Origin of the sequence: Wolbachia endosymbiont (group A) of Limnophora tigrina (assembly GCF_964263225.1) — a bacterium.
In the GTDB taxonomy this organism is placed as follows: domain Bacteria; phylum Pseudomonadota; class Alphaproteobacteria; order Rickettsiales; family Anaplasmataceae; genus Wolbachia.
This window is the reverse complement of the sequence record NZ_OZ181654.1, coordinates 107,103-129,237: the sequence shown is the minus strand read 5'-3', so window position 1 is coordinate 129,237 and position 22,135 is coordinate 107,103. Positions and strand designations below refer to the sequence as shown.

General features: G+C 33.5%; 19 protein-coding genes and 3 pseudogenes. 15 read left to right on the top strand and 7 right to left on the bottom strand.

What is annotated here, in order from left to right:
• Positions 1-36: 36 nt before the first annotated feature.
• Entirely contained in the window at positions 37-1,920 is a 1,884-nt protein-coding gene (locus ACE38P_RS00635; protein WP_374699328.1) for a hypothetical protein, read from the bottom strand.
• Positions 1,921-2,228: 308 nt separating this feature from the next.
• Here ACE38P_RS00635 and tnpC (ACE38P_RS00630) point away from each other — a divergent pair, with 308 nt between their 5' ends.
• Together tnpC (ACE38P_RS00630) and tnpC (ACE38P_RS00625) are read left to right on the top strand one after the other, a co-directional pair.
• Complete coding sequence (gene tnpC / locus ACE38P_RS00630; RefSeq protein ID WP_374699327.1) at positions 2,229-3,611, top strand: IS66 family transposase; 1,383 nt, start codon at positions 2,229-2,231, stop codon at positions 3,609-3,611.
• A 107-nt stretch (positions 3,612-3,718) separates the two neighbouring features.
• Positions 3,719-5,101: an IS66 family transposase gene (tnpC, locus tag ACE38P_RS00625; protein ID WP_374699286.1), complete on the top strand. Its 1,383-nt coding sequence runs from the start codon at positions 3,719-3,721 to the stop codon at positions 5,099-5,101.
• 256 nt (positions 5,102-5,357) lie between these two features.
• Here the strand turns inward: tnpC (ACE38P_RS00625) and ACE38P_RS00620 are convergent, their stop codons facing one another.
• Entirely contained in the window at positions 5,358-6,635 is a 1,278-nt protein-coding gene (locus ACE38P_RS00620) for an adenylosuccinate synthase (RefSeq protein WP_010401253.1), read from the bottom strand.
• A 179-nt stretch (positions 6,636-6,814) separates the two neighbouring features.
• Between ACE38P_RS00620 and ACE38P_RS00615 the strand changes: the two genes are divergently transcribed.
• Together ACE38P_RS00615 and tnpC (ACE38P_RS00610) are read left to right on the top strand one after the other, a co-directional pair.
• A complete protein-coding gene (locus ACE38P_RS00615) occupies positions 6,815-8,347 on the top strand; it encodes a hypothetical protein (RefSeq protein WP_007302823.1) in 1,533 nt (510 codons plus the stop codon).
• Between the two features lie 128 nt (positions 8,348-8,475).
• Positions 8,476-9,858, top strand: coding sequence for an IS66 family transposase (tnpC, locus tag ACE38P_RS00610; protein WP_374699286.1), 1,383 nt, complete (start codon positions 8,476-8,478; stop codon positions 9,856-9,858).
• Positions 9,859-10,209: 351 nt separating this feature from the next.
• On the opposite strand, the gene argB is transcribed toward tnpC (ACE38P_RS00610), so the two are convergent.
• A complete protein-coding gene (argB, locus tag ACE38P_RS00605; RefSeq protein WP_017531630.1) occupies positions 10,210-11,148 on the bottom strand; it encodes an acetylglutamate kinase in 939 nt (312 codons plus the stop codon).
• Positions 11,123-11,719 (bottom strand): ribosome biogenesis GTP-binding protein YihA/YsxC, encoded by a 597-nt coding sequence (gene yihA, locus ACE38P_RS00600; protein ID WP_369800778.1) that lies wholly within the window; start codon positions 11,717-11,719, stop codon positions 11,123-11,125. Before yihA ends, argB begins: the two co-directional genes overlap by 26 nt.
• A 110-nt stretch (positions 11,720-11,829) precedes the next feature.
• On the opposite strand from yihA, the gene prfA reads away from it, so the two are divergent.
• The 3 genes from prfA to ACE38P_RS00585 all read left to right on the top strand — a co-directional run bounded on the left by prfA (position 11,830) and on the right by ACE38P_RS00585 (position 13,482).
• A complete protein-coding gene (gene prfA / locus ACE38P_RS00595; protein WP_010401258.1) occupies positions 11,830-12,921 on the top strand; it encodes a peptide chain release factor 1 in 1,092 nt (363 codons plus the stop codon).
• Positions 12,922-13,105: 184 nt separating this feature from the next.
• Positions 13,106-13,303, top strand: coding sequence for a hypothetical protein (locus tag ACE38P_RS00590; RefSeq protein ID WP_374699326.1), 198 nt, complete (start codon positions 13,106-13,108; stop codon positions 13,301-13,303).
• Positions 13,297-13,482, top strand: coding sequence for a hypothetical protein (locus tag ACE38P_RS00585; protein ID WP_264375589.1), 186 nt, complete (start codon positions 13,297-13,299; stop codon positions 13,480-13,482). Before ACE38P_RS00590 ends, ACE38P_RS00585 begins: the two co-directional genes overlap by 7 nt.
• Before the next feature lie 362 nt (positions 13,483-13,844).
• On the opposite strand, the gene ACE38P_RS00580 is transcribed toward ACE38P_RS00585, so the two are convergent.
• Both ACE38P_RS00580 and ACE38P_RS00575 read right to left on the bottom strand, forming a co-directional pair.
• The gene (locus tag ACE38P_RS00580; protein ID WP_064125222.1) at positions 13,845-14,774 is read right to left on the bottom strand and encodes an AEC family transporter; all 930 of its coding nucleotides are present in this window, start codon (positions 14,772-14,774) and stop codon (positions 13,845-13,847) included.
• A gap of 292 nt (positions 14,775-15,066) precedes the next feature.
• Positions 15,067-15,588 carry a GNAT family N-acetyltransferase gene (locus tag ACE38P_RS00575; protein ID WP_374699325.1) on the bottom strand — a complete coding sequence of 174 codons (522 nt, stop codon included), beginning with the start codon at positions 15,586-15,588 and terminating at the stop codon, positions 15,067-15,069.
• Between the two features lie 16 nt (positions 15,589-15,604).
• Here ACE38P_RS00575 and ACE38P_RS00570 point away from each other — a divergent pair, with 16 nt between their 5' ends.
• Positions 15,605-16,765 carry a multidrug effflux MFS transporter gene (locus ACE38P_RS00570; RefSeq protein WP_374699324.1) on the top strand — a complete coding sequence of 387 codons (1,161 nt, stop codon included), beginning with the start codon at positions 15,605-15,607 and terminating at the stop codon, positions 16,763-16,765.
• A 256-nt stretch (positions 16,766-17,021) separates the two neighbouring features.
• On the opposite strand, the gene ACE38P_RS00565 is transcribed toward ACE38P_RS00570, so the two are convergent.
• Positions 17,022-17,978 (bottom strand): Mur ligase domain-containing protein, encoded by a 957-nt coding sequence (locus ACE38P_RS00565; protein ID WP_374699323.1) that lies wholly within the window; start codon positions 17,976-17,978, stop codon positions 17,022-17,024.
• Between the two features lie 53 nt (positions 17,979-18,031).
• Here ACE38P_RS00565 and ACE38P_RS00560 point away from each other — a divergent pair.
• The 7 genes and pseudogenes from ACE38P_RS00560 to ACE38P_RS00530 form a co-directional block, all read left to right on the top strand.
• Positions 18,032-18,673: pseudogene (locus ACE38P_RS00560) on the top strand (IS6 family transposase).
• Positions 18,674-18,840: 167 nt separating this feature from the next.
• Complete coding sequence (locus ACE38P_RS00555) at positions 18,841-19,482, top strand: HAD family hydrolase (protein ID WP_010401658.1); 642 nt, start codon at positions 18,841-18,843, stop codon at positions 19,480-19,482.
• Entirely contained in the window at positions 19,482-19,955 is a 474-nt protein-coding gene (locus ACE38P_RS00550; RefSeq protein ID WP_064085312.1) for an RDD family protein, read from the top strand. Before ACE38P_RS00555 ends, ACE38P_RS00550 begins: the two co-directional genes overlap by 1 nt.
• 53 nt (positions 19,956-20,008) lie before the next feature.
• Positions 20,009-20,485, top strand: a complete 477-nt coding sequence (gene bfr / locus ACE38P_RS00545; RefSeq protein WP_007302660.1) for a bacterioferritin — start codon at positions 20,009-20,011, stop codon at positions 20,483-20,485.
• 1 nt (position 20,486) lies between these two features.
• A complete protein-coding gene (locus ACE38P_RS00540; protein ID WP_039833846.1) occupies positions 20,487-21,098 on the top strand; it encodes an SURF1 family protein in 612 nt (203 codons plus the stop codon).
• Between the two features lie 39 nt (positions 21,099-21,137).
• Positions 21,138-21,320 (top strand): annotated as a pseudogene (locus ACE38P_RS00535) (zinc ribbon domain-containing protein); the annotation flags it as partial.
• 201 nt (positions 21,321-21,521) lie between these two features.
• Positions 21,522-22,106: pseudogene (locus ACE38P_RS00530) on the top strand (glutamate ligase domain-containing protein); the annotation flags it as partial.
• Between the last annotated feature and the right edge of the window lie 29 nt (positions 22,107-22,135).

The following is a 22,135-nucleotide window of genomic DNA, read 5'->3' as shown; positions in this document are numbered from 1 at the left end:
AATCTTTTTCAGTCTACTATAGATTTTAAATTATTATCAATACAGGAGATTTTTATACTCTACTTGAGTATTGCTCTTGCAACTTATCTCCTTAACAATGCAAGAGGAAAGCGAGCTACCTACGCTTCTACTCTCTACTACCTTCTCAATAGAAGTTATGTTAGAAGATAAATCATTATCACAATTTTCCTCATCGCTATCAAGTCCACTATCAAAACTTGAAGATCTGGATAACTCTGTCTTCTTTTGTGAGGCACTATCAGGCTCACTAAAAACGTTTCCTGCTAGAGTATAAAATTGATGATTGAAGCTTCTTTGTTCAATAGAACTCATGTTAGAAGATAAACCATTATCACTACCATATCCGCCATCAGAGCTTGAAGATCTGAGTAACGTCATCTTTTCTTCCAGTGGAACACAAGACTCATTATTAGTCTCATTAAAAATATTTCTTGTTGGAGTATAAAATTGATTATTGAGGCTTCTTTGTTCATCAGCATGAATTTTTTCTCCCAGTCCATCAGCTATTTCTACAACTTTATCATCCCATTCATTCTCACACTCTAGCTTGCTTCTTAACTCTTCAACTTCCCATGCTAGTTTGCATATCTCTTGTTCATAAGATTCCAGTTGTGCTTTATGCTCATCTTTCAACTCTTGCACTTGAAGTTTTAAATTGCTTACATACTGCTCCTTTTCCTTCATTATGTGTGCTGCTTCTTTTAATTTGTCTTCTAACTCCTTCTTTTCTGTATTAACACCTTTTAGCTTACCCTCTAGCTTTCCTTTTGCTTCACATACATTTTTAAGTTCTTGTGCTTTCTCTTGTAACTCTGCTAACACACTTGCTAACTTTTCATCTTTTTGTGCCAGTTCAGTTTGCAATTCCGTGTTTTTTCGCTCTTCTTTTCCAAAACTGTTTTGTAAATCAGTTATTTGTTGTGAAGCAATTTCTGGTTGAGTTTCAGTGTGCTGTAAATTGGCTTCCAATGCATTGCTATTAATAGAAGGAGAAGAAGGAAGGCTATTATCAGCATCAACTTTATGATCTAACTTCCCCTCTGGTTCCTTACCTTGATAAGCCACCATAGATTCATTGTAAAGATTAATAGGAGTAGCCCTATTCTCTTCTAGTGATTCCATTACAGCATCATATAAGGAGAGACCTTGAATATATAATTCATCGTTTTGCTTTATTAATTCTAGAATCTCCTTCGATGAAACAAAATCTTCACCATTAAATTTTAGTATTTCAGTTATGCCATCGCTACTCACATTCATAATCATGGTACACATTCCTGATCCATCTTTTGCAGGCCAAGTGCTTGTCATTTCATAATATGCACCTTCTTTAAATTCATAATATCTTTTCTTATCTTTTTTATGAGCGTGTATTTCATGTTTTTTATTGCAATAGATATTCAGTTCTTTAATATCTTTCTCTTGCTGTAAAACGTCACTAATCTTTGTTGGCTCACTATTGTCGTAATGAGTAAGGTTAATATTCAAAACTCTATGATCGTTACCAGTTTCTGTGTAATAAGCTTGAAGCTCTACGTCTTTCCTCTCAAAATATTTACTTGCAGCTTTTTTTCCCTGCTCTGCCAATTCTATGCATTTATTTATATCTTCCTCAAAGCTCTTATTAGCAGACTCTGTTACTGCTTTATCTATGTACGTTTGTTTGAAATCTCTATCGTTTATTAGGTCATAAAAACTCCACTCATCCCCAAAAGCCCTCTGCACATAAGTGAAATTCTTTTTTTCCTTTAGTTTTCTTAAGAACCACACCTTTTCTTTAAGATTTTTCAGTTGAAAGCTTATCCTTGCCTTTACACTAGAGTTTTCTACGGGAATACTAACTTCTTCTAATTCTTTAAATAATTTATTATCTTTTATAATTGAGTAGCAAAACTTCACAATAGCAGAATTTGCAAACGAAGGATCTTTTTTTATACCTTCATCAAGAATTTCTTTAAAATGTGCAAATTGAGGTAGAACATAAAAATTTATTATTTCTTTTTCTGATCTCGTTTTATTAGCATGAGAGATATTATCTAATTGTGAATATAACTCTTTGAATGTATGGTAGATAAGTGTAGAGTAATAAACTTCCCTATTCAGTGAAGTTGGTCCTATACAAAAATGCGTGTCCGTTCAGCAGAGCGGCAAAATAAGGTAGACAAAGCAAGATAATAAAGATAATCATAGGGTAAATATGAGGTAATATGGTAAACCTTTTAGAACTCTGCAAAAATTTACAGCAAAAAATAGAAAAGTTAGAAGCAAAAATAGAAAGATTGGAAAGAGAGAATGAAAGTTTAAAAGCAGAGCATGAGGCTTTAAAGATAGAGAACGCTGAATTAAAGGAAAGGCTAGGTTTAAATTCAAAAAACTCATCAATTCCCAATTCAAAAGAATTATACAAAATGAAAAAGGAAAAGCCAAAAAGCGAAAGAAAGATTGGTGGTCAAGTTGGGCATAAGGGTAATTATCGTGCTAAAATGGAAGCAGATGAGGTGATAAAGATAGAGTTGTCACCTACTTGCGAATGCGGAGGGAAGATTGCAATATGCGAAAAACCTTATATTCATCAGAAAGTAGATCTTCCGGAGATTAAGGCTTATGTAATGGAATATCAGTTGGAACATGGCCGTTGTCAGAGATGCGGAAAAAGAAGAAGTAGCAAGTTACCAGAGGGTGTTACGCCAGATACATTTGGCCCAAGGGTTAAGTCAGTAGTTGCAGCACTCAGTGGGTTTTATAAAAATTCAAAGCGCGAAGTAGCTAGCATCATAAATGATATCTTCAATTTGAACATAAGCGTCGGTAGCATATCAAATAGTGAACATAGAGTTGCTTCAAAATGCAAAAAAATGTATGAGCAGATCGAACAAGAGATAAGTAGGAGTAAAGTTCTACATATTGATGAAACGAGCCATTATAACAAAGGTAAACTCGCTTGGTGTTGGATGTTTGCAAGCAATACGGCAAGTTTTGTGAAGTTGACAGAGTCAAGGGGAATGAAAGTTTTAAAAAATAGTGTATGCTGCAATCGTAATAGCTTGGTAGTAACCGACAGATATGCAGCATACAACTACTTTGCTAATGAAAGAAGGCAAATCTGTTGGGCACACTTAGCAAGGGATTTTGAAAGATTAGCGCATAGTTGGAAATTTGAAGTTAAAGTTCTGGGCTGTTACTTGAGAAATGTAGCCACTGAGTTATTTGCACTGAAAAAAGCTTTACTAAAAAATGAGATAGATGTTTCAAGATTTATTAGACGTGCCAAGAAATTGCGAAAACGTACAAGGTATTATTTGAAGGAAATATCTCGCTTACCTGAAGCAATTGGAGCGTCTCGAGTTGCAAAGAATATTTTGAAATCTGAAAGAATGATGTGGAAATTTTTAGATGACCCAGAAAATACTCCGCTGACAAATAATCACGCTGAACGGCAAATACGGCATTATGTCGTTTATCGCAAAAATTCATATTTTACACAATCAGAACGAGGAAACTCATTCCTTGAGCAAATAATTTCGTTATACTTAACATGGAAACAGAGGAGGCTAAACCCTTTTCACAATCTTCTATCTATCGTTTCTTAAACCACTCTGCTGAACGGATACAAAAATGGTGTCCGTTCAGCAGAGCGGCAAAATAAGGTAGACAAAGCAAGATAATAAAGATAATCATAGGGTAAATATGAGGTAATATGGTAAACCTTTTAGAACTCTGCAAAAATTTACAGCAAAAAATAGAAAAGTTAGAAGCAAAAATAGAAAGATTGGAAAGAGAGAATGAAAGTTTAAAAGCAGAGCATGAGGCTTTAAAGATAGAGAACGCTGAATTAAAGGAAAGGCTAGGTTTAAATTCAAAAAACTCATCAATTCCCAATTCAAAAGAATTATACAAAATGAAAAAGGAAAAGCCAAAAAGCGAAAGAAAGATTGGTGGTCAAGTTGGGCATAAGGGTAATTATCGTGCTAAAATGGAAGCAGATGAGGTGATAAAGATAGAGTTGTCACCTACTTGCGAATGCGGAGGGAAGATTGCAATATGCGAAAAACCTTATATTCATCAGAAAGTAGATCTTCCGGAGATTAAGGCTTATGTAATGGAATATCAGTTGGAACATGGCCGTTGTCAGAGATGCGGAAAAAGAAGAAGTAGCAAGTTACCAGAGGGTGTTACGCCAGATACATTTGGCCCAAGGGTTAAGTCAGTAGTTGCAGCACTCAGTGGGTTTTATAAAAATTCAAAGCGCGAAGTAGCTAGCATCATAAATGATATCTTCAATTTGAACATAAGCGTCGGTAGCATATCAAATAGTGAACATAGAGTTGCTTCAAAATGCAAAAAAATGTATGAGCAGATCGAACAAGAGATAAGTAGGAGTAAAGTTCTACATATTGATGAAACGAGCCATTATAACAAAGGTAAACTCGCTTGGTGTTGGATGTTTGCAAGCAATACGGCAAGTTTTGTGAAGTTGACAGAGTCAAGGGGAATGAAAGTTTTAAAAAATAGTGTATGCTGCAATCGTAATAGCTTGGTAGTAACCGACAGATATGCAGCATACAACTACTTTGCTGATGAAAGAAGGCAAATCTGTTGGGCACACTTAGCAAGGGATTTTGAAAGATTAGCGCATAGTTGGAAATTTGAAGTTAAAGTTCTGGGCTGTTACTTGAGAAATGTAGCCACTGAGTTATTTGCACTGAAAAAAGCTTTACTAAAAAATGAGATAGATGTTTCAAGATTTATTAGACGTGCCAAGAAATTGCGAAAACGTACAAGGTATTATTTGAAGGAAATATCTCGCTTACCTGAAGCAATTGGAGCGTCTCGAGTTGCAAAGAATATTTTGAAATCTGAAAGAATGATGTGGAAATTTTTAGATGACCCAGAAAATACTCCGCTGACAAATAATCACGCTGAACGGCAAATACGGCATTATGTCGTTTATCGCAAAAATTCATATTTTACACAATCAGAACGAGGAAACTCATTCCTTGAGCAAATAATTTCGTTATACTTAACATGGAAACAGAGGAGGCTAAACCCTTTTCACAATCTTCTATCTATCGTTTCTTAAACCACTCTGCTGAACGGATACCAAAAATGCTTTTCAAATTGATCACCTATTTTTCCTGCATCTACTGCTTTATCTCCCTTAGTCAAACCTGCAATCATAATACGCCTCTTTTAACTATGTTTATATTATAACAATCAACATGTATTTAAGAAAAATCACACTGCTCACTGTACGTTTACACTGCTACTTTGCATAATAGATTGCTTGAAGTCACACAAGTATCGCTTTTTATTAGATAAAAGTTAACAAGACGTTTTCATAGATTTTTAAGCTTAATAACATCCTCTCTATTGGGACTAGTTGAAATTAGATGAATTGGTACACCTATTAATTCTTCTATTTTTCTCACATATTTCATCAAATTTGCAGGTAATTCCTTAACTGACCTTTTGCCTTGAGTTTTCTCTTTCCAACCAGGAAATTCTTCATATATTGGCTCTAATTCTTTTTGTATTGAATGTGATGCGGGTAAATAATCATACATTTTTCCGCCATACTTATAACCAGTGCCTATTTTAATAGTATCAAAAGAATCAAGAATATCTAATTTGGTTAATACAATGCTTGAAACTCCAGAGAGTTGTACGGCCTGGCGCACTAAAACTGCGTCAAACCATCCGCAGCGCCTTCTTCTATTGCTTACTGTTCCAAGTTCCTTACCTATAGAAAATAAGCTGTCTCCAATCTCGTTATTTTGTTCAGTAGGAAATGGACCATTACCCACTCTTGTTGTATACGCTTTTGCTACACCAATAATGTGAGCATTGTAGGATAATCCTGAGCCTGTTATCGCTTGCGATGCTACGGTATTACTTGAAGTAACAAAAGGGTAAGTTCCGTGGTCGATATCTAAAAATGCGCCTTGAGCGCCTTCAAATATTATTTTCTTACCTTCTTTCATAAAATCATTTAGTATCTTCCACACAGGTTTTTTATATAAAAGAATTTTTTCTGAAATCTCTTGAATTTCCTTTAATATTTCTTCTTTTTTAACTACCTGGTAGTTAAGTCCTTTTCTGATAGCATTATGGTAACTCAGGAGAGCATCCACTCTTTGATTGAGCTCATCTGTGTTTTCTAAGTCACAAAGGCGTATAGCTCTCCTGCCAACTTTATCTTCATAACATGGCCCTATCCCTTTGTTTGTTGTACCAATTTTGTGATTTCCGTTTAAATCTTCAAATAGCTTTTCCTTGTCCTTATGTACGCTAAGTATTAATGGACAGCTCTCGGATACCATCAAGTTGTTATAGTTTACGTCCACTCCTTTAACTTTCAATGACTCTATTTCTGAGACTAGAGCATGTGAATCAAGAGCAACACCGTTTCCTATAATAGATATTTTGTCCGCTCTCAAAACAGCAGAGGGCAGTAAATTTAATTTATAAACCTCATCATCTATTACTATAGTGTGCCCTGCATTATTTCCTCCCTGAAATCTCACAACTACATCTGCATTCTCAGAAAGATAATCTACTATTTTGCCCTTGCCTTCGTCACCCCATTGCAGACCAACAATTACAATATTATTCATCACTATTTTCTAGATTAATACGTAAATATTAATGCAGCATGCTACAAATGAAAAGAGAAATCTACGCCTTTCCTATATCCCTAAAATAAAGAAATAGACTATCGACTTTTTTATATATTATAAAATTATTCATCATTATATGGTACAACTTACAGCATATTTATAGTAAGGTGTTAATTATGAAAGAGGCAAAGAAGAGTCCGGTAGTTAGATTAAAGGCCACAGCTAAAGAATTCAATTTTAGTAAATTAAGAGCAGATCAAGATAATAAATTAGCGAATTCCGGTGAAACAATGTTCTTAGATTTTCAAAGAATGAATTTTATTATTAATGAAAAAGAAATAGATAAAAATTTTATTATTGCATTTAAGGAAGGAGCTAAAGATTATAAAAATGAGATTTTTAACCGTGATAATTTTGATAACCTCTCTGAAGAAGGTAAAGCTTTTATGGAACCAGTACTTAAGGAGCTTGATCAAGATAGACTATCTGAAGTTTGGGAAAATCATTGTAATAGCCCTACAGTTGCTGATGAAAAAAAAATTGATGAATATAGAAAGGAATTTGAGAGATTTTATAACGCAGGGAGAAGCTCTTATCATCTATTCTCCAAAAAAGATTATCGTGCATTAGCAAAGGAAATTTTCAAGGAAATGTTCAGGTACGCTGGGGCAGAAGTTCCAAGTAATGCTATTTTAGAAGAGCTAGTCACCAATTGTAATCAAGCAGGGTATGAAGCTGGTATATTTAATGAATCTCATGCAGCACTCAGTAGTTGTAGCTTGATTCCACATAGTCCTAAAAAAGCGCTAAACATTTACTGCACTGATCACAACCACATAAAAGTGAAGTCTGATATGGCAATGCCTATAACCACGCTTAACAATCCGAAAGAGAAAATATGTGACCTATCCAGCTCATTAGAATTCACACTTGAATCTCAAGATAGCAAAAATGGTATAATATATAAAGAAGGTAAGTTATCACTTACTATTCCTGAAGAGCTAAAAAACTATAAAGATAATGGCAAGAGCTTGTTTGACATTATTAAAGAATATTTTCAGAAATTCTGTGCAGAACTAGGATTTAAATATGAGACAAAAATACAAATAGAGCATGACTTAGGTACTCAAATCAAAGTAAATAACTATTTAGATGGTACGATATCAACCATAGGATCAGATGCAAATGAAGAATTTATTAATCTTTTAAGCAAAAACCTCAGAGAGAAGTTATTGGAATCAGGAGTTGCTCTAGGAGGTGAAGATGTTGATGATATTATTGAAGTCAGAGTATCTGCAGTTATGGATCTACTGCGTGATTATACTAAATTGGAAGATAATAAAGAAAACAGAGAGTTATTAATAAGTGAAGTAGCAGATAATTTAGGGCTTTCCACTCAAGATAAAACAGCATCAGAAGTATTGATGGAATTAAACTCTTTACCTTCTTCGATAAAAGGTCAGGTTAATCATAATCAAGTGCAGTTTGTTGTAAATATTTTTACCAATTTAATTGTTGAAGGAAAAAGCGAAGTATACAAAGAAAAAAATGCAATTAATGCAATTGATGCAATTCATCAGAAGATAGATAAGGCAATTGTTGAGCAAGAAAAAAGAGCAACCAACAAACAAGATATAGAGAATGATAAATGGACAGATAAAATAAAAAAACAGAGATTATCTATGGAATCACATGGGCATTTGCATTAAAGATACTGTGTACAGAGGCGTAGTATGCTCAATTTTCGCCTTTCATTTAGTGTCCGTTCAGCAGAGCGGCAAAATAAGGTAGACAAAGCAAGATAATAAAGATAATCATAGGGTAAATATGAGGTAATATGGTAAACCTTTTAGAACTCTGCAAAAATTTACAGCAAAAAATAGAAAAGTTAGAAGCAAAAATAGAAAGATTGGAAAGAGAGAATGAAAGTTTAAAAGCAGAGCATGAGGCTTTAAAGATAGAGAACGCTGAATTAAAGGAAAGGCTAGGTTTAAATTCAAAAAACTCATCAATTCCCAATTCAAAAGAATTATACAAAATGAAAAAGGAAAAGCCAAAAAGCGAAAGAAAGATTGGTGGTCAAGTTGGGCATAAGGGTAATTATCGTGCTAAAATGGAAGCAGATGAGGTGATAAAGATAGAGTTGTCACCTACTTGCGAATGCGGAGGGAAGATTGCAATATGCGAAAAACCTTATATTCATCAGAAAGTAGATCTTCCGGAGATTAAGGCTTATGTAATGGAATATCAGTTGGAACATGGCCGTTGTCAGAGATGCGGAAAAAGAAGAAGTAGCAAGTTACCAGAGGGTGTTACGCCAGATACATTTGGCCCAAGGGTTAAGTCAGTAGTTGCAGCACTCAGTGGGTTTTATAAAAATTCAAAGCGCGAAGTAGCTAGCATCATAAATGATATCTTCAATTTGAACATAAGCGTCGGTAGCATATCAAATAGTGAACATAGAGTTGCTTCAAAATGCAAAAAAATGTATGAGCAGATCGAACAAGAGATAAGTAGGAGTAAAGTTCTACATATTGATGAAACGAGCCATTATAACAAAGGTAAACTCGCTTGGTGTTGGATGTTTGCAAGCAATACGGCAAGTTTTGTGAAGTTGACAGAGTCAAGGGGAATGAAAGTTTTAAAAAATAGTGTATGCTGCAATCGTAATAGCTTGGTAGTAACCGACAGATATGCAGCATACAACTACTTTGCTGATGAAAGAAGGCAAATCTGTTGGGCACACTTAGCAAGGGATTTTGAAAGATTAGCGCATAGTTGGAAATTTGAAGTTAAAGTTCTGGGCTGTTACTTGAGAAATGTAGCCACTGAGTTATTTGCACTGAAAAAAGCTTTACTAAAAAATGAGATAGATGTTTCAAGATTTATTAGACGTGCCAAGAAATTGCGAAAACGTACAAGGTATTATTTGAAGGAAATATCTCGCTTACCTGAAGCAATTGGAGCGTCTCGAGTTGCAAAGAATATTTTGAAATCTGAAAGAATGATGTGGAAATTTTTAGATGACCCAGAAAATACTCCGCTGACAAATAATCACGCTGAACGGCAAATACGGCATTATGTCGTTTATCGCAAAAATTCATATTTTACACAATCAGAACGAGGAAACTCATTCCTTGAGCAAATAATTTCGTTATACTTAACATGGAAACAGAGGAGGCTAAACCCTTTTCACAATCTTCTATCTATCGTTTCTTAAACCACTCTGCTGAACGGATACTTCATTTAAAGCACTCAAATTGATCAAACACACTCAATCCAAAGCGTTTGTAGATTCGATATCTTGAGTAACTTGACGCAGAGAGAATTGTATACCTTAGTCAACTTTTCTAGCGGTATCCATAAGGTAAATCATTATTTGAGTGTTACACCCAAGCCCTCTTTATTTTCCTCTGTTATCAAGCTAAAAATACCATTTGCTTTAATTATGTATACGAAACTATTATGCTTGCAAGAAAAAAAACCCTAAAAAACTGGAAAAGAGAATAGGAATTTGACATAAGCTATTCCCAAATTTTCAATGTTCATATGGTTATAAGCAGTACAGCTATTAATCATCCATTATTGATATACCTGAATTATTCTCAGTAAATAAATCAAGTATAATGTTAGGTACTCTACCATCAACTATGTGAACAACCCCTGCACATTCTTCTACCATTTTAGTATATGACATAAGCCTTTCAACAAATTTTTCTCCTTTAATTTTTCCACAATCAATCGATTCTTTTAAATTTTTAATCAAGACTCTTCCATTGCCAACTTTGTTTATTTCTTCATCTGTATCACTCAAGATTATCATTTTAGATGCGTAAACTGCAAGTGCAATTGCACTTGCAGTGCTATCAGTATCAATATGATATGTTTCTCCATTTTTTCCATAACCGATAGGTGCAATAACTGGTATAGAATCTGATTCTTCAATAAAGAATAATATATCAGGATTGATTTCAGTTGGTCTACCGATAAATCCCATGTCTAGTATTTTTTCAATATTATTTAATCTATTTTCCCTAAGCGTAGTGCTTATCTTTTCAGCTTTTATGAGGTTGCCATCTTTTCCACATAGTCCAATAGCTGAACCACCAGCAGAATTTATATGCTGAACAATTTTTTTATTAATTGAACCACACAGTGCCATTTCAATGATTTTCATAGTGCTTTTGTCTGTAAGTCTGACACCATTTATAAACTTATCATTCATACCTAGCATTTTTAACACTAAGTTAATTTCATATTCTCCGTCATGAACTACCACCGGATTTATACCAAGCTGTTTCAACAGAACAACATTATGCGCAAAAGCACTAAGCAGCGTTTCATCTGAGATTATTACACTGCTGCATTTGATGATAAAAGTTTCGCCTACAAATTTAGGTATGTTAGACAGAACTTCAAATAATATTTCTGTTTTTTCCTTCAATGGCATCTTACCATTTAAAGATTCATCACTTTTCATTTTTTTATCTTGTAAATTTGAAAAACTCATCTCTTACCTTGGTGATTTTATGCTTAACACGAATGCTTATTTGATGAATTGATACATGTTCATTATTAACCCACTTTTGAGTATTTTCTAGAATAGCATCTAGACTTTCCTGATTCACTTTATCTATTTTTGTTAGCACAATATTAAAGTTAATATTATTACATATTAACCAATAAACAAAGTCTTTGTCTATTTCTTTTAATCCTACCTTGCTATCTATAAGCACAAACACTCTTTTTAGATTTCTCCTGTGAATTAGATAGTACTCAATTAGGTTTAAGTATTGTACTGCTTCTTCCTTGCTTGCACAAGAATAGCCATAACCCGGTAGGTCGACAATCCTAAACTTATCATTGTACATAGAGTAAAAATTTATTTGTCTAGTGCATCCAGGTTTAGAAGAAACTCTTGCAGCTTTTTTGCTGTTTATCAGCAAGTTGATTAAACTTGATTTTCCTACGTTTGATCTACCAGCAAATGCAATCTCTGGAGCCGACTCATCTGGTAATGATTTTTTGTCTGAAGCTCCAAATATGAAGCTGCAGATTGATGTTATCTGTTTTGCCATTATACTTAGGTAGAAATATTCGAGACAATTATAGTGTTATTGCTTGATATAAGAAATTTTTTATTTCAGTATATATTACTTACTTAAACAGCTGAAAACTAGACCTGTACTATATGGATATAGAGAATAATTTACAAGACTTAAAAAAAAAGTTTTCTGATGTAGAGAGAAATCTGGAAAACCCTACCAATTTGAGTCAAAAAGAATTCGTTAGTTTTTCAAAGGAATACTCTGAACTCAGACCAATTATCGAGATAATCGATGAATATAATATATTAAAAGAGGAAATTTCAGATTTAGAAGAAATCATGAAAGATGAGAACAGCGATGGTGATATAAAAGAGTTAGCAAAAGAAGAACTTCTTGAGAAGCAAAAGATACTATTACCGAAAGTAAAAGCAAAACTAAAGTTGGCATTATTACCCAAAGATGAAGATGACTCAAGAAATGCAATATTAGAAATTAGAGCAGGCACAGGCGGAGAAGAAGCAGCATTATTTGCAGCGATGTTATTTCGTATGTATCAAAAATATGCAGAAAGAAGAAATTGGAAGTTTGAGCCAATAAGTATTTCTAATACAGGTATAGGTGGCTATAAGGAAGCTTCTGCACTCATTAATGGAACAGAAGTTTTTGCAAGACTGAAATTTGAGTCAGGGGTGCACAGAGTACAAAGAGTGCCAGAAACTGAATCCTCAGGAAGATTGCACACTTCCGCAGCTACTGTTGCAATATTACCTGAAGTAGAAGAGGTTGACTTTGAAATAGAAGAAAAAGATTTACGCATAGATGTTTATAGATCCAGTGGTCCTGGAGGGCAATCAGTGAATACAACTGACAGCGCAGTAAGGGTCACCCACTTGCCAACAGGGATAGTTGTAATACAGCAAGATGAAAAATCGCAGCACAAAAATAAGGCTAAAGCGCTCAAAGTGTTGAGAGCAAGGCTATACGAAATTGAAAGACAAAAAAAAGAAATGGAAAGGTCAACAATGAGGAAAAGCCAAATTGGTTCTGGAGATCGCTCTGAACGTATAAGAACTTATAACTTTCCACAATCAAGAATAACAGATCATAGAATTAATCTCACTTCACATCGACTAGAACAGATTATAAAAGAAGGTGAACTAGATGAATTTATTGAGGCATTGATTTCACGAAATGAAGCAGAAAGGTTGACTGGAGGGGGTAATGTTACTTTTTGATGGAAATTTGAAACAAAGCATAGGTATCAGGTTAAAAAGAAGTAAAGTTAGTTGTTCATAAGGTTGACAATTATTTAAATTTATGCTATAATTAGCAGCTCTATAACTTACAGAAACCATGGAAGTTGACTTTAATCAATATGTTAATAGTAACACCTTAGAGTTAAATAATCTATATGTATATATGGAAAAGCTAGTAAACTTTTTACAGAAAAAGCAAAATATTACAAGCTTGACTTTATCTAATTGTTATATTGATGCTCAGTGCGAAGAAGTTTTAAATGAAGCATTAGAGAATATTAATCTTCCAAATATTACTGAGTGTAAATTAACTTCTAGCATTATTGGCGCAGAAGGCTCAATAGCAATCACTAAATGTTAAAGAATGGTAACTTTCCAAATCTTATTAAACTTGATTTAATTTCTAATGATATTGATGTTGAAAGTGAAATAATATTAATGAGTGCGCTAAGGGGTGGTAGTTTTTCAAATATTAAAGAATTTAATTTACTTTATGACAACGTCTGCAACGAAGGCATAGCAGCATTACGTGAATCATAGAACAACAATATGCTTCCAAATCTTACTAAGTTTAGTTTTCCCTTTAGTATTACTAATGATAACAAAGATATGGAAATGTCAAGCGAATACCTATTCGGTTAATAGCATCATATAGAAAAAGGCAAGTTACATTTATTTGTTGCTGCTCATAGAACATCCAAATTCAACTATAGACCTGCTAAAAGGTGTAGGAAATCTTACTGCTATTGACATTATTGCGAAAATTCCATCAATTGATAACTTCCTATTCTGTGTAAAAAAATAAGAAAGGAGAGGAAAAAAGGATTAGTTTCTTTTATGATTATCCAAGAAGTCTAGTCTAAATTCAAGTTTTGTGAATAGGCTAGCGCTTAAATTTTTGATCAAAAAGGGACAAGTTTAGTAAAAAATAATGATATTATAAGTGGAACATAAAATAGTCCCACTGCAGTACTAATTAGGAGCAATAAAGTAGCTTTATCTGGTTGGTAATTTAAAATATTAGCAAGTATTATACTGGATCCAGAAATCGGAATAATAGCCAGTAACATCAGTGCTTTATAGATGCTTTCATCGTATATACCTGTAACATGCTTGTCTAGCAAGACAATTCCCAAAACAAATGACGGCCAGAATATGTACTTTGCTACAATAGTGGTCAAGGCAAGCTTCCAATCTACTTTAAAATTTGTAATTTGTGCAATACTTACTCCAAGCAGCACCATTCCTAATGTGATAAATGTACTTCTGATATTTATCATAACATCTGTCAAAAAAGTGGGTATTTGTATATCATATATACTTAAAAAGAAACCTAGAATCATTGCATATAATGAGGGAAGTTTGAGTAACTTTAATACGCATTCTTTTGCAGTATAGATACCATTTGCAGCTATATAAAATCCCAAACTATTTTCAAATAGTGCCATTCCTATGTAACAGACAACATACACAGACACTGAATCTTCATCAAATAAAGCCATGGCAATCGGTAGACCAAAATAACCCATACTTGTGCTGCCCGAGCTAAACGCTAATATGTTTCTCGTGTTGTCCTTAAATAAAAAAGAAGAAAGATAATACACTGATAAGGACATAGTACTACCTATAAACCATATCAAAATCGGCAGAGAAATTACTTTTAAATTAACTTCTGTATGAGATACTCCGTATAAAATCACTATTGGATTAGCTATATAAAAGAGTATTTGAGATATAGTATTTCTATCAATTTTAAGATATCTTCCTGCTAAGTAACCAATAAGTATTGTAATGTAAATAGGTAATATTTTGAGGAAAAGAGTAAAGAACATACTAGCCTATTGTGATATCTTTGCTGATAAAGTGATATTAGATTTTAAGGTATTGTAAAAGTAAGTAAAATTTATTTTCCAATTAATCAAGTTCATAGTTAGTTAAAAAAAGATTCACTGAGTGCCAAAATTTGTTCTTATATAGGACTTAATAATGATATTTTTATGATTAAATTATGTTAAGTTTGTATAAAGTTCCTTGTATATTTTTATAAACCACTTGTAGTAATTTAGGTAGATTGTTGAAAAAACACTCATCTTGAATGGTTCTCAGGAATTCTTGCCTTAATCATTAAAATCGCACTATTACTTTCCATAATTTTTTTTTAAAGCCAACTTTTTCGTAAACACGGATTGCACAAACATTTGCTATACCTGGGTCGACAAAGGCATTCTCATAAACTTTAAAGACAAATTTGTTTAAAAATATATTCAAAGCTTGTGAACCAACTCCTTTACCTACATAATTCAGCTCTCCGATATACCAGTCTATAGCAGCACAACTTTCTGGAAGCTCTGAAGTATCGTAGCCTTGTTCAGGTGGAAAATCTTGCCTATTATAGTATTGAATATAACCAATATCAACTGCGTCACAATTAATAATGAATGCATACATCGGTTTTTCAATAATTTGCGTCTCAAACTTCAAACGTTTGAACCCCTTAATGTAGGTACTATATTTTTTCTCAATTAACTCTGGTGTCCAATTTATATCTGCATCCCACCATAGCTTTACGTGAGGTGTTTCTAACCATTTTAATAACAGTAAAAAATGTTCTTCTTTCAACGCTTTAAATGTGATATTTTTATTCATTAATGAAAAATCTCAAATGTTACTACCATTTCTGTTAATCCTGTCTCTAATTGCCAAGTTCATTGAGATTGACATTTCCGTACCTAGTTTTCCTGATATGGTGCGCTATTTTAACGTATCAGAAGGAACAATTCAATTAACTATTGCTTATAATTTCCTAGGCTTTTGCATAGGAGGGTTATTTTTTGGTCCATTGTCTGAATGTTATGGCAGAAGAAGGATTATGATCATAGGTAATACTTTGCTACTCGTCGGCGCTGTTGGTTGTGTTTTTGCACCGTCGATTTTTTGGCTTTTAATTTCTCGCTTTGTTCAGGGTATTGGTGTCAGCACGTCTGTAGTTGTGTTTGCCATAATTGCAGATAGCTATCAAGGCGACAAAGCAGTAAAATTTATTGGAATCATGAATTCTGTTCTTACAGTTGTCATGGCAATTGCGCCAGTGTTAGGCAGTTTCATTAATGAAATTGTAGGGTGGCGTGGTAATTATGCAACTGTTGCAATACTTTGTTTAATCTCTTGGGTTTTGCTGCTTTTTCTGTTACCAGAAACAAAAAAGGACCGCGATATTTTCAGTTTGAAAAAAATGATGAAAGATTACAGAAAATTACTATCTAGTCCGAGATTTGTTACGTTGTCTTTGGTACCGAGTCTCTTTTCTGCCGCTTATATGTCATTCATCACTTGTGGACCTTTTCTGTATATGAAGACTTTTGGTTTATCTAGCACTATTTATGCACTACATCAAGGTGCAATAGTTGGGTCCTTCTCACTTATTAGCCTGTTTTCCAGTAAGATCTTAAAGAAACTTGGAGCAATTTGGTGTGTAATTTCCGGTACAGGCGTAATTGCTATTGGATCCCTATCACTTTTAATATTCAGTATAATCATGCCCAGTGCTTACTACTTAGTAACGCTGTCTATGGCTATTTTTTGTATTGGCTGTGGAATTTGTCAAGCAGTCATTTTCAATGCATCATTAAATATTTTCCCTGAAATGAAAGGCACAACTTCTTCTGCAATTTCATTTATTAGAGCTTCTATCATGGCTATTTTTATCGGCTTAACAAGCTACGTTTACGATGGTCAAGCAACCAGTGTAGCTATTCTTGTTTTTTTTGCAGTAGTTCTAATTTACTGTCTATTTATTGTTTTCAAGATCTGGAAAAATCTATAATCACCATATAGATCCTTCTCATTTCTAGTTATTGCGGTAATATGTATTGCAATTTTGCCGACTGCTCTAAATGTATCTCTTCCACATCACCTAGTCTATATTAGTTAACAAGTATGAGCTTGCTCATGCGTCTAAAATTTGAGAGCCAACTTTCAACAATCCAATCAAATTCTAACTTTCTTTAAAATACTGTTTCTTGCTGTTTTTATACCCTAAAAAATTTAGCTTACTTTTGCGCTAGTTCTTTCAAATAGCATTAGTACGATTTACTTTTTTTGGGATGTAGAGATTTTCTAGGGATTGTCTTCTTGAGTTCTATAGTATTTTGTTCAACATTGAAACGAGAGTCCCGTTTCAAGCATTGAAGTGACGAATCAAGAGCTGCTTTTATCCCATCCCTATCAACTATTTGAGTAGTTGACAATGGAATCCAGTTATTTTCGTTTATACTAATCAATACATCAAATTCTATGCTATTATTGTGTTGTTTGACGTTGCTGGCTCTAATCTTATCATTCCCAAACCCAAACGTTATAGAATTATTCTCATCATAATTGACGCTTGCAGAATCAGGTAAAACCGCAAAATCCGCGTTGTTTACAAATCGAGAAAATGCATTTTTGATTTCGTTAAATGTACCGTAATGGTCTATATGGTCGTCATTAATACTTGTTACAACAGCAATATTTGCAGGAATTTTTAACATAGTTCCATCAGACTCATCAGCCTCGATTAAAAAAATGTCACTCTTGCCAAGTTTTGCATTACTCTGATAGGAGTTTAATATTCCTCCCACAATTACAGTAGCATCAGTACCAGAATGATCAAAAATGGAAGCAATCATAGCTGTTGTTGTTGTCTTGCCACTTGAACCAGAAACCGCTATCACATATTTACCTTTCATAATTTTAGCCAGCATGTCTGACCTATGCAAAACTGTTTTATTGTTATTTCTTGCTGCAACTAGCTCCACATTATCAGGTTTTATTGCGGAAGAATGTACAACTATTTGAGCTTGTCTAATACTACTTGCATCGTGACCAATATAGACCTCTATACCTAATTTTTGTAACCTATCTATATTGTCGTTTGATCGCGTATCACTGCCTTGAATTTTATAACTGGAATTATGAAGAATTTCAGCAATTGCGCTCATTCCAATTCCACCTATACCGATTATATGTATTACTTCTTTTTTAGGGTTCTGTCGCATTTGTAGGGAAGTAGAAAGAAGAATGATATAATTGTCTAAAAAAAAAAGCAAAGATGTTTCGTATCAATCAAAAATTGTTGCCATATTTCAAAGGATTTAGCTTTTCAGCGGATGTTATCTGTATACATGAAATGTCGATTGATTCTCTTTGAGCTATCGAGATTTGGAAGAAATGATGAGTATAAGGGGAGCAAAATGCTACGTTACAAAGGTGGGTTATCACCACTGATAGATGAGGCAGTAAGGAAAAGAAAGAAGCAGGTTGGTAGTAGTTGGAGAGACTTACATTAAATTAAACGGTAAATGGGTTTATTTATATAGAGCACTATTGGTAATACTTCCTCTTGTGTGTTAGTAGAGACAAGTCTGCAGCACTTGCATTCTTTCGTAAAGCCTTCAGGAGTAACTATCTTCCTGAGAAAATTGTAATTGATAAAAGCGGCAGTAATACTGCTGCTCTTGATGATTTGAATGCAGAAATTTCTGAAGATTACAGTTCTTCAAATAAAATATCTAAATAATATTGTTGATAGATTTATCAAAAAACTAATAAAGCCAATGCTTGGGTTTAAAAGCTTCCATTCCGCAAAGATTACCATCACAGGCATAGAAAATATTCGTATGATTCAAAAAAGACAAATTATTAAAATAATGTTTCTACTTTTGAGAATTTTGCTATGTTAATGGCTTCATAACTCCTATAATCCCACCTTTAATGATCTTCTTTCCTATGGTTTATAGATGCGACAGAACCATATAATATAACCAGTGTATTAGGTTACTATGTAAAAATGATTAACATAGAAGCTTTATCATCAAAATATTATTTACTTATTAGTTTAAAATACGTCACAATATAAAAATGAAAAATAGCCGATTAGCGGTAGTATTCGATTGGGATAATACCTTAGTTGATACTCAAGATAATATTTCTAATGCCATTAAGCATACTTTAGATTTGATGGGATCTGGCAGTAAAGTTGTTGATAGAAATTCTCATGAATCAAGAAAGAGCTACATGGTCAATTTGTTTGGTGATCAGTGGAAAAAAGCGAATCAGATATATCAAAAATACCTAGATAATGCATTGTTACAAAATATTACTCTGAATGAAGGAGTAGAGAAAATGCTGCAGACACTGAAAAGCCACAATATTTACCTAGCGATAGTTAGCAATAAGAAAAATACTAATTTACGTCAAGAAGTTGCCTACTTTAAACTAGATTCTTACTTTGAAAGAATAGTTGGATCATGTGATACTGCAGAAGATAAGCCATCTGCAACTCCACTGCTATTTGCACTAGAGGAGAGTACGCTACCTGTAAATAGAGAAAATGTGTTTTTTGTTGGTGACAGCATCACAGACATTCTATGTGCACAAAATGCAAATTGCTTACCTATTGTATACGGACAATCAATAAGAGGTTATGAAGATTTGTTATATTTTCAACATTTTAATAAACTTACAGAATTCATAGTAAAGTATTTGAAAGATAGGTGGTAATGACAGAGATCGCTAGTGTACACAGGCGCTTTTGCGCATATTTAATAGATGTAGCAATTTTATTAATTCCAACCTTACTAATTGTGTTGTCATTAGGGGATTTTCCATTAATTTTACACCTGTCATACATGTGTATAAATTGTGGCTACTTTACATATTTTATATCTTCAACAGCTCAAGCAACTCCTGGTCAACAGTTAATGAATATATATACTATCACTTTAGATAGTTCTAAAATAGGTTTGAGCTTAGCATTTGATCGCACTATCTCTCAGTTTTTTCTTCCTATGCTAAATAATTCAATTATCACCTTTATCAAACTTTTTCAAACATCAGTAAATGCTTTAAGTACACTAGAAGTGATTATAGTGATGCTTACCTTCAGTTGGTATTTAGTTGCTTGCTTCTCTCAGAGGAAACAGGCATTTCATGATGTGCTATTTGATACGATTGTTGTGAGAAAAATGAATTGATGTTGCCTTGATTGTTATGTAGATTACATTGGTATATTAGCTAAAGAAAGGTTATGAATAAAGAAATAGTAGAACATTTAAATAAATTACTTACAAATGAGCTGACTTCTGTACGCCAGTATCTTTTGCATTTTGCGATTCTTAAAGATAGCGGAATTAATAAACTTGCAGAAAAGATGAAAAACGAGCTTAATGAAGAACTTGAGCATGCAAATAGGCTAGCAGAAAGAATTTTACTGCTTAAGGGCATGCCAAATTTTCAAGATACAAATAAAATCTCAAAGTATGAAGGAAAGTTCACAAAAGATACAATGCAGAAAATCTTAGAAGATAATTCTAACTTAGAAGAAGAAGGTATCAAGGGCATCAAAGAGGCAATTTCCGTTGCTGAAAAAGAAAAGGATTTCGTGAGTGTAATGTTATTAGAAGGACTACTGAAAAATGAGGAAGAGCACTTACATTGGATCAAAGAACAGATTGACCTTATTGAGCTTATGGGTATTGAAAATTACTTGAGAACACAAATATAGAGTGTTAAGAAAAACAGTATTTATTTTCATTATACCTTTTTTACTTCTTTTTTCACTCGGGTTATGGCAGTTATTTAGATTGAGCTGGAAGAATAATATTATCAAAAATATGGATCTTCCAGTTATTCATCTACTGCCTAGTGATAATCTTTCAAAGTTTAACTACAGAAACGTTAAAATCGACGGAATTTTAAGTGATATAGAACTATATGTTTTCGCAGGTCAACGTGGCTATCATGTGCTGTCTCCTATGTTGCTTATCAATGGACATTACATGTTAATAAATAAAGGAATAGTCAGAGAAAAAAAAGAAGAAAAAGCAAAAATTGAAAAAGTAGCTGCTGATGGCGTTTTGTATTGTGATGGTAGCAAAAATTGGTTTATCAAAAATGATATTGCTTCAAATACATGGTTTACCCTAAGTACAGAAGAGATCTCCAATGAACTAGGTATTAAGCTAGAGAAATGTATATTGTGGCAAGATAATTTTGGTGGCAAATTGACTATACAGCCAATAAAGCATCTTGAATACGCAATTACTTGGTTTGCACTTTCCTTGATTTGGCTCATTATGTGCGTATTTTACTATAGGCAAAATATATATAAGTCGTAGAGATACAGTGTGGAAAAAGAAAAGCTACAAATAGAAAAAATGCAACAAAGTGGAAGAAAATACTTATTACAAGGGTTAGTGATATGTCAGTGTTGCAAATCCGTTTATTATGGAATGAGTAATGCTAAGGGAGGAAAAAGTTACTATCGTTGTTCTAGAAAACGTTTTGGTGAATGTAACAGCAAATCAATACGCGCGGATATACTAGAAGAGGTAGTATGGGAAGAAGTTAAGATGGTAAGAGAGCACATAACGAAGGAAAAGTGTGATTTATCAGAGGCAGATTGGGAGACTAAACTTAATATAATTAGAAAATTAGTTCAACGCATTGAAATTGATGATGATAATGTACATATAGTGTTTCGATTAAAAGAACTCGCTCTCGAAAGACAAAAAGAAGATATTCAACCTTGTACCAGAATTATAAAGAATGTAGTGCTATCAAATGCAATAGGAATGCATAAAGTTAGCAATGCCCTGGCTGCAATATCAGTTGCAGTGAAACTTGGAATTAGTGATGAAGAGATTAAAAAAGGTCTTTTGGAATTTAAAGGAGTAGCAAGGAGATTTTCTTTAATTGCCGATATTAAAGGTGTTAAGTTAATTGAGGATTATGCTCACCACCCAAATGAAATACAGGCAACCCTGGCAGCAGCACGTTCGATTGCTAAAAGAAAGGTAATAGGAATTATCGAGCCGCTTCGTTTTGCTCGTATTCGTAATTTTTTTGATGAGTTCGTACGAATTTTCATGATGTTTGATTATGTAATTCTCACTCCTGTCCATCCTCCAGAAGATAAGCCTATTCCTGGCTGTGGAATTGATGATATACAAAAAGCCTTGATCAGTAATGGGTTTAATGATGTGAAGATTATGAATGATGCTTTACTCATTTCACATTTTATTAGTAATTCGACAAGTTCAGGAGATGTAGTATTATTTATTGGTGCTGGTAGTAATATAGCTAAACTAGCAAGAGAAGCTGCAAAGCTGCTGCTAGTAAAATAAACTTAAGCATTGGTGATTTATATGATAAA

Excerpts from the sequence above, each read along its gene's own strand:
- ACE38P_RS00590 (WP_374699326.1), top strand. The coding sequence starts at position 13,106 with ATGGAAAAGCTAGTAAACTTTTTACAGAAAAAGCAAAATATTACAAGC.
- ACE38P_RS00575 (WP_374699325.1), bottom strand. The coding sequence starts at position 15,588 with ATGAATAAAAATATCACATTTAAAGCGTTGAAAGAAGAACATTTTTTA.
- ACE38P_RS00585 (WP_264375589.1), top strand. The coding sequence starts at position 13,297 with ATGTTAAAGAATGGTAACTTTCCAAATCTTATTAAACTTGATTTAATT.
- ACE38P_RS00550 (WP_064085312.1), top strand. The coding sequence starts at position 19,482 with ATGACAGAGATCGCTAGTGTACACAGGCGCTTTTGCGCATATTTAATA.
- tnpC (WP_374699286.1), top strand. The coding sequence starts at position 8,476 with ATGGTAAACCTTTTAGAACTCTGCAAAAATTTACAGCAAAAAATAGAA.
- ACE38P_RS00615 (WP_007302823.1), top strand. The coding sequence starts at position 6,815 with ATGAAAGAGGCAAAGAAGAGTCCGGTAGTTAGATTAAAGGCCACAGCT.
- ACE38P_RS00620 (WP_010401253.1), bottom strand. The coding sequence starts at position 6,635 with ATGAATAATATTGTAATTGTTGGTCTGCAATGGGGTGACGAAGGCAAG.
- argB (WP_017531630.1), bottom strand. The coding sequence starts at position 11,148 with ATGAGTTTTTCAAATTTACAAGATAAAAAAATGAAAAGTGATGAATCT.
- ACE38P_RS00555 (WP_010401658.1), top strand. The coding sequence starts at position 18,841 with ATGAAAAATAGCCGATTAGCGGTAGTATTCGATTGGGATAATACCTTA.
- ACE38P_RS00565 (WP_374699323.1), bottom strand. The coding sequence starts at position 17,978 with ATGCGACAGAACCCTAAAAAAGAAGTAATACATATAATCGGTATAGGT.
- prfA (WP_010401258.1), top strand. The coding sequence starts at position 11,830 with ATGGATATAGAGAATAATTTACAAGACTTAAAAAAAAAGTTTTCTGAT.
- tnpC (WP_374699286.1), top strand. The coding sequence starts at position 3,719 with ATGGTAAACCTTTTAGAACTCTGCAAAAATTTACAGCAAAAAATAGAA.
- bfr (WP_007302660.1), top strand. The coding sequence starts at position 20,009 with ATGAATAAAGAAATAGTAGAACATTTAAATAAATTACTTACAAATGAG.
- ACE38P_RS00570 (WP_374699324.1), top strand. The coding sequence starts at position 15,605 with ATGTTACTACCATTTCTGTTAATCCTGTCTCTAATTGCCAAGTTCATT.
- tnpC (WP_374699327.1), top strand. The coding sequence starts at position 2,229 with ATGGTAAACCTTTTAGAACTCTGCAAAAATTTACAGCAAAAAATAGAA.
- ACE38P_RS00580 (WP_064125222.1), bottom strand. The coding sequence starts at position 14,774 with ATGTTCTTTACTCTTTTCCTCAAAATATTACCTATTTACATTACAATA.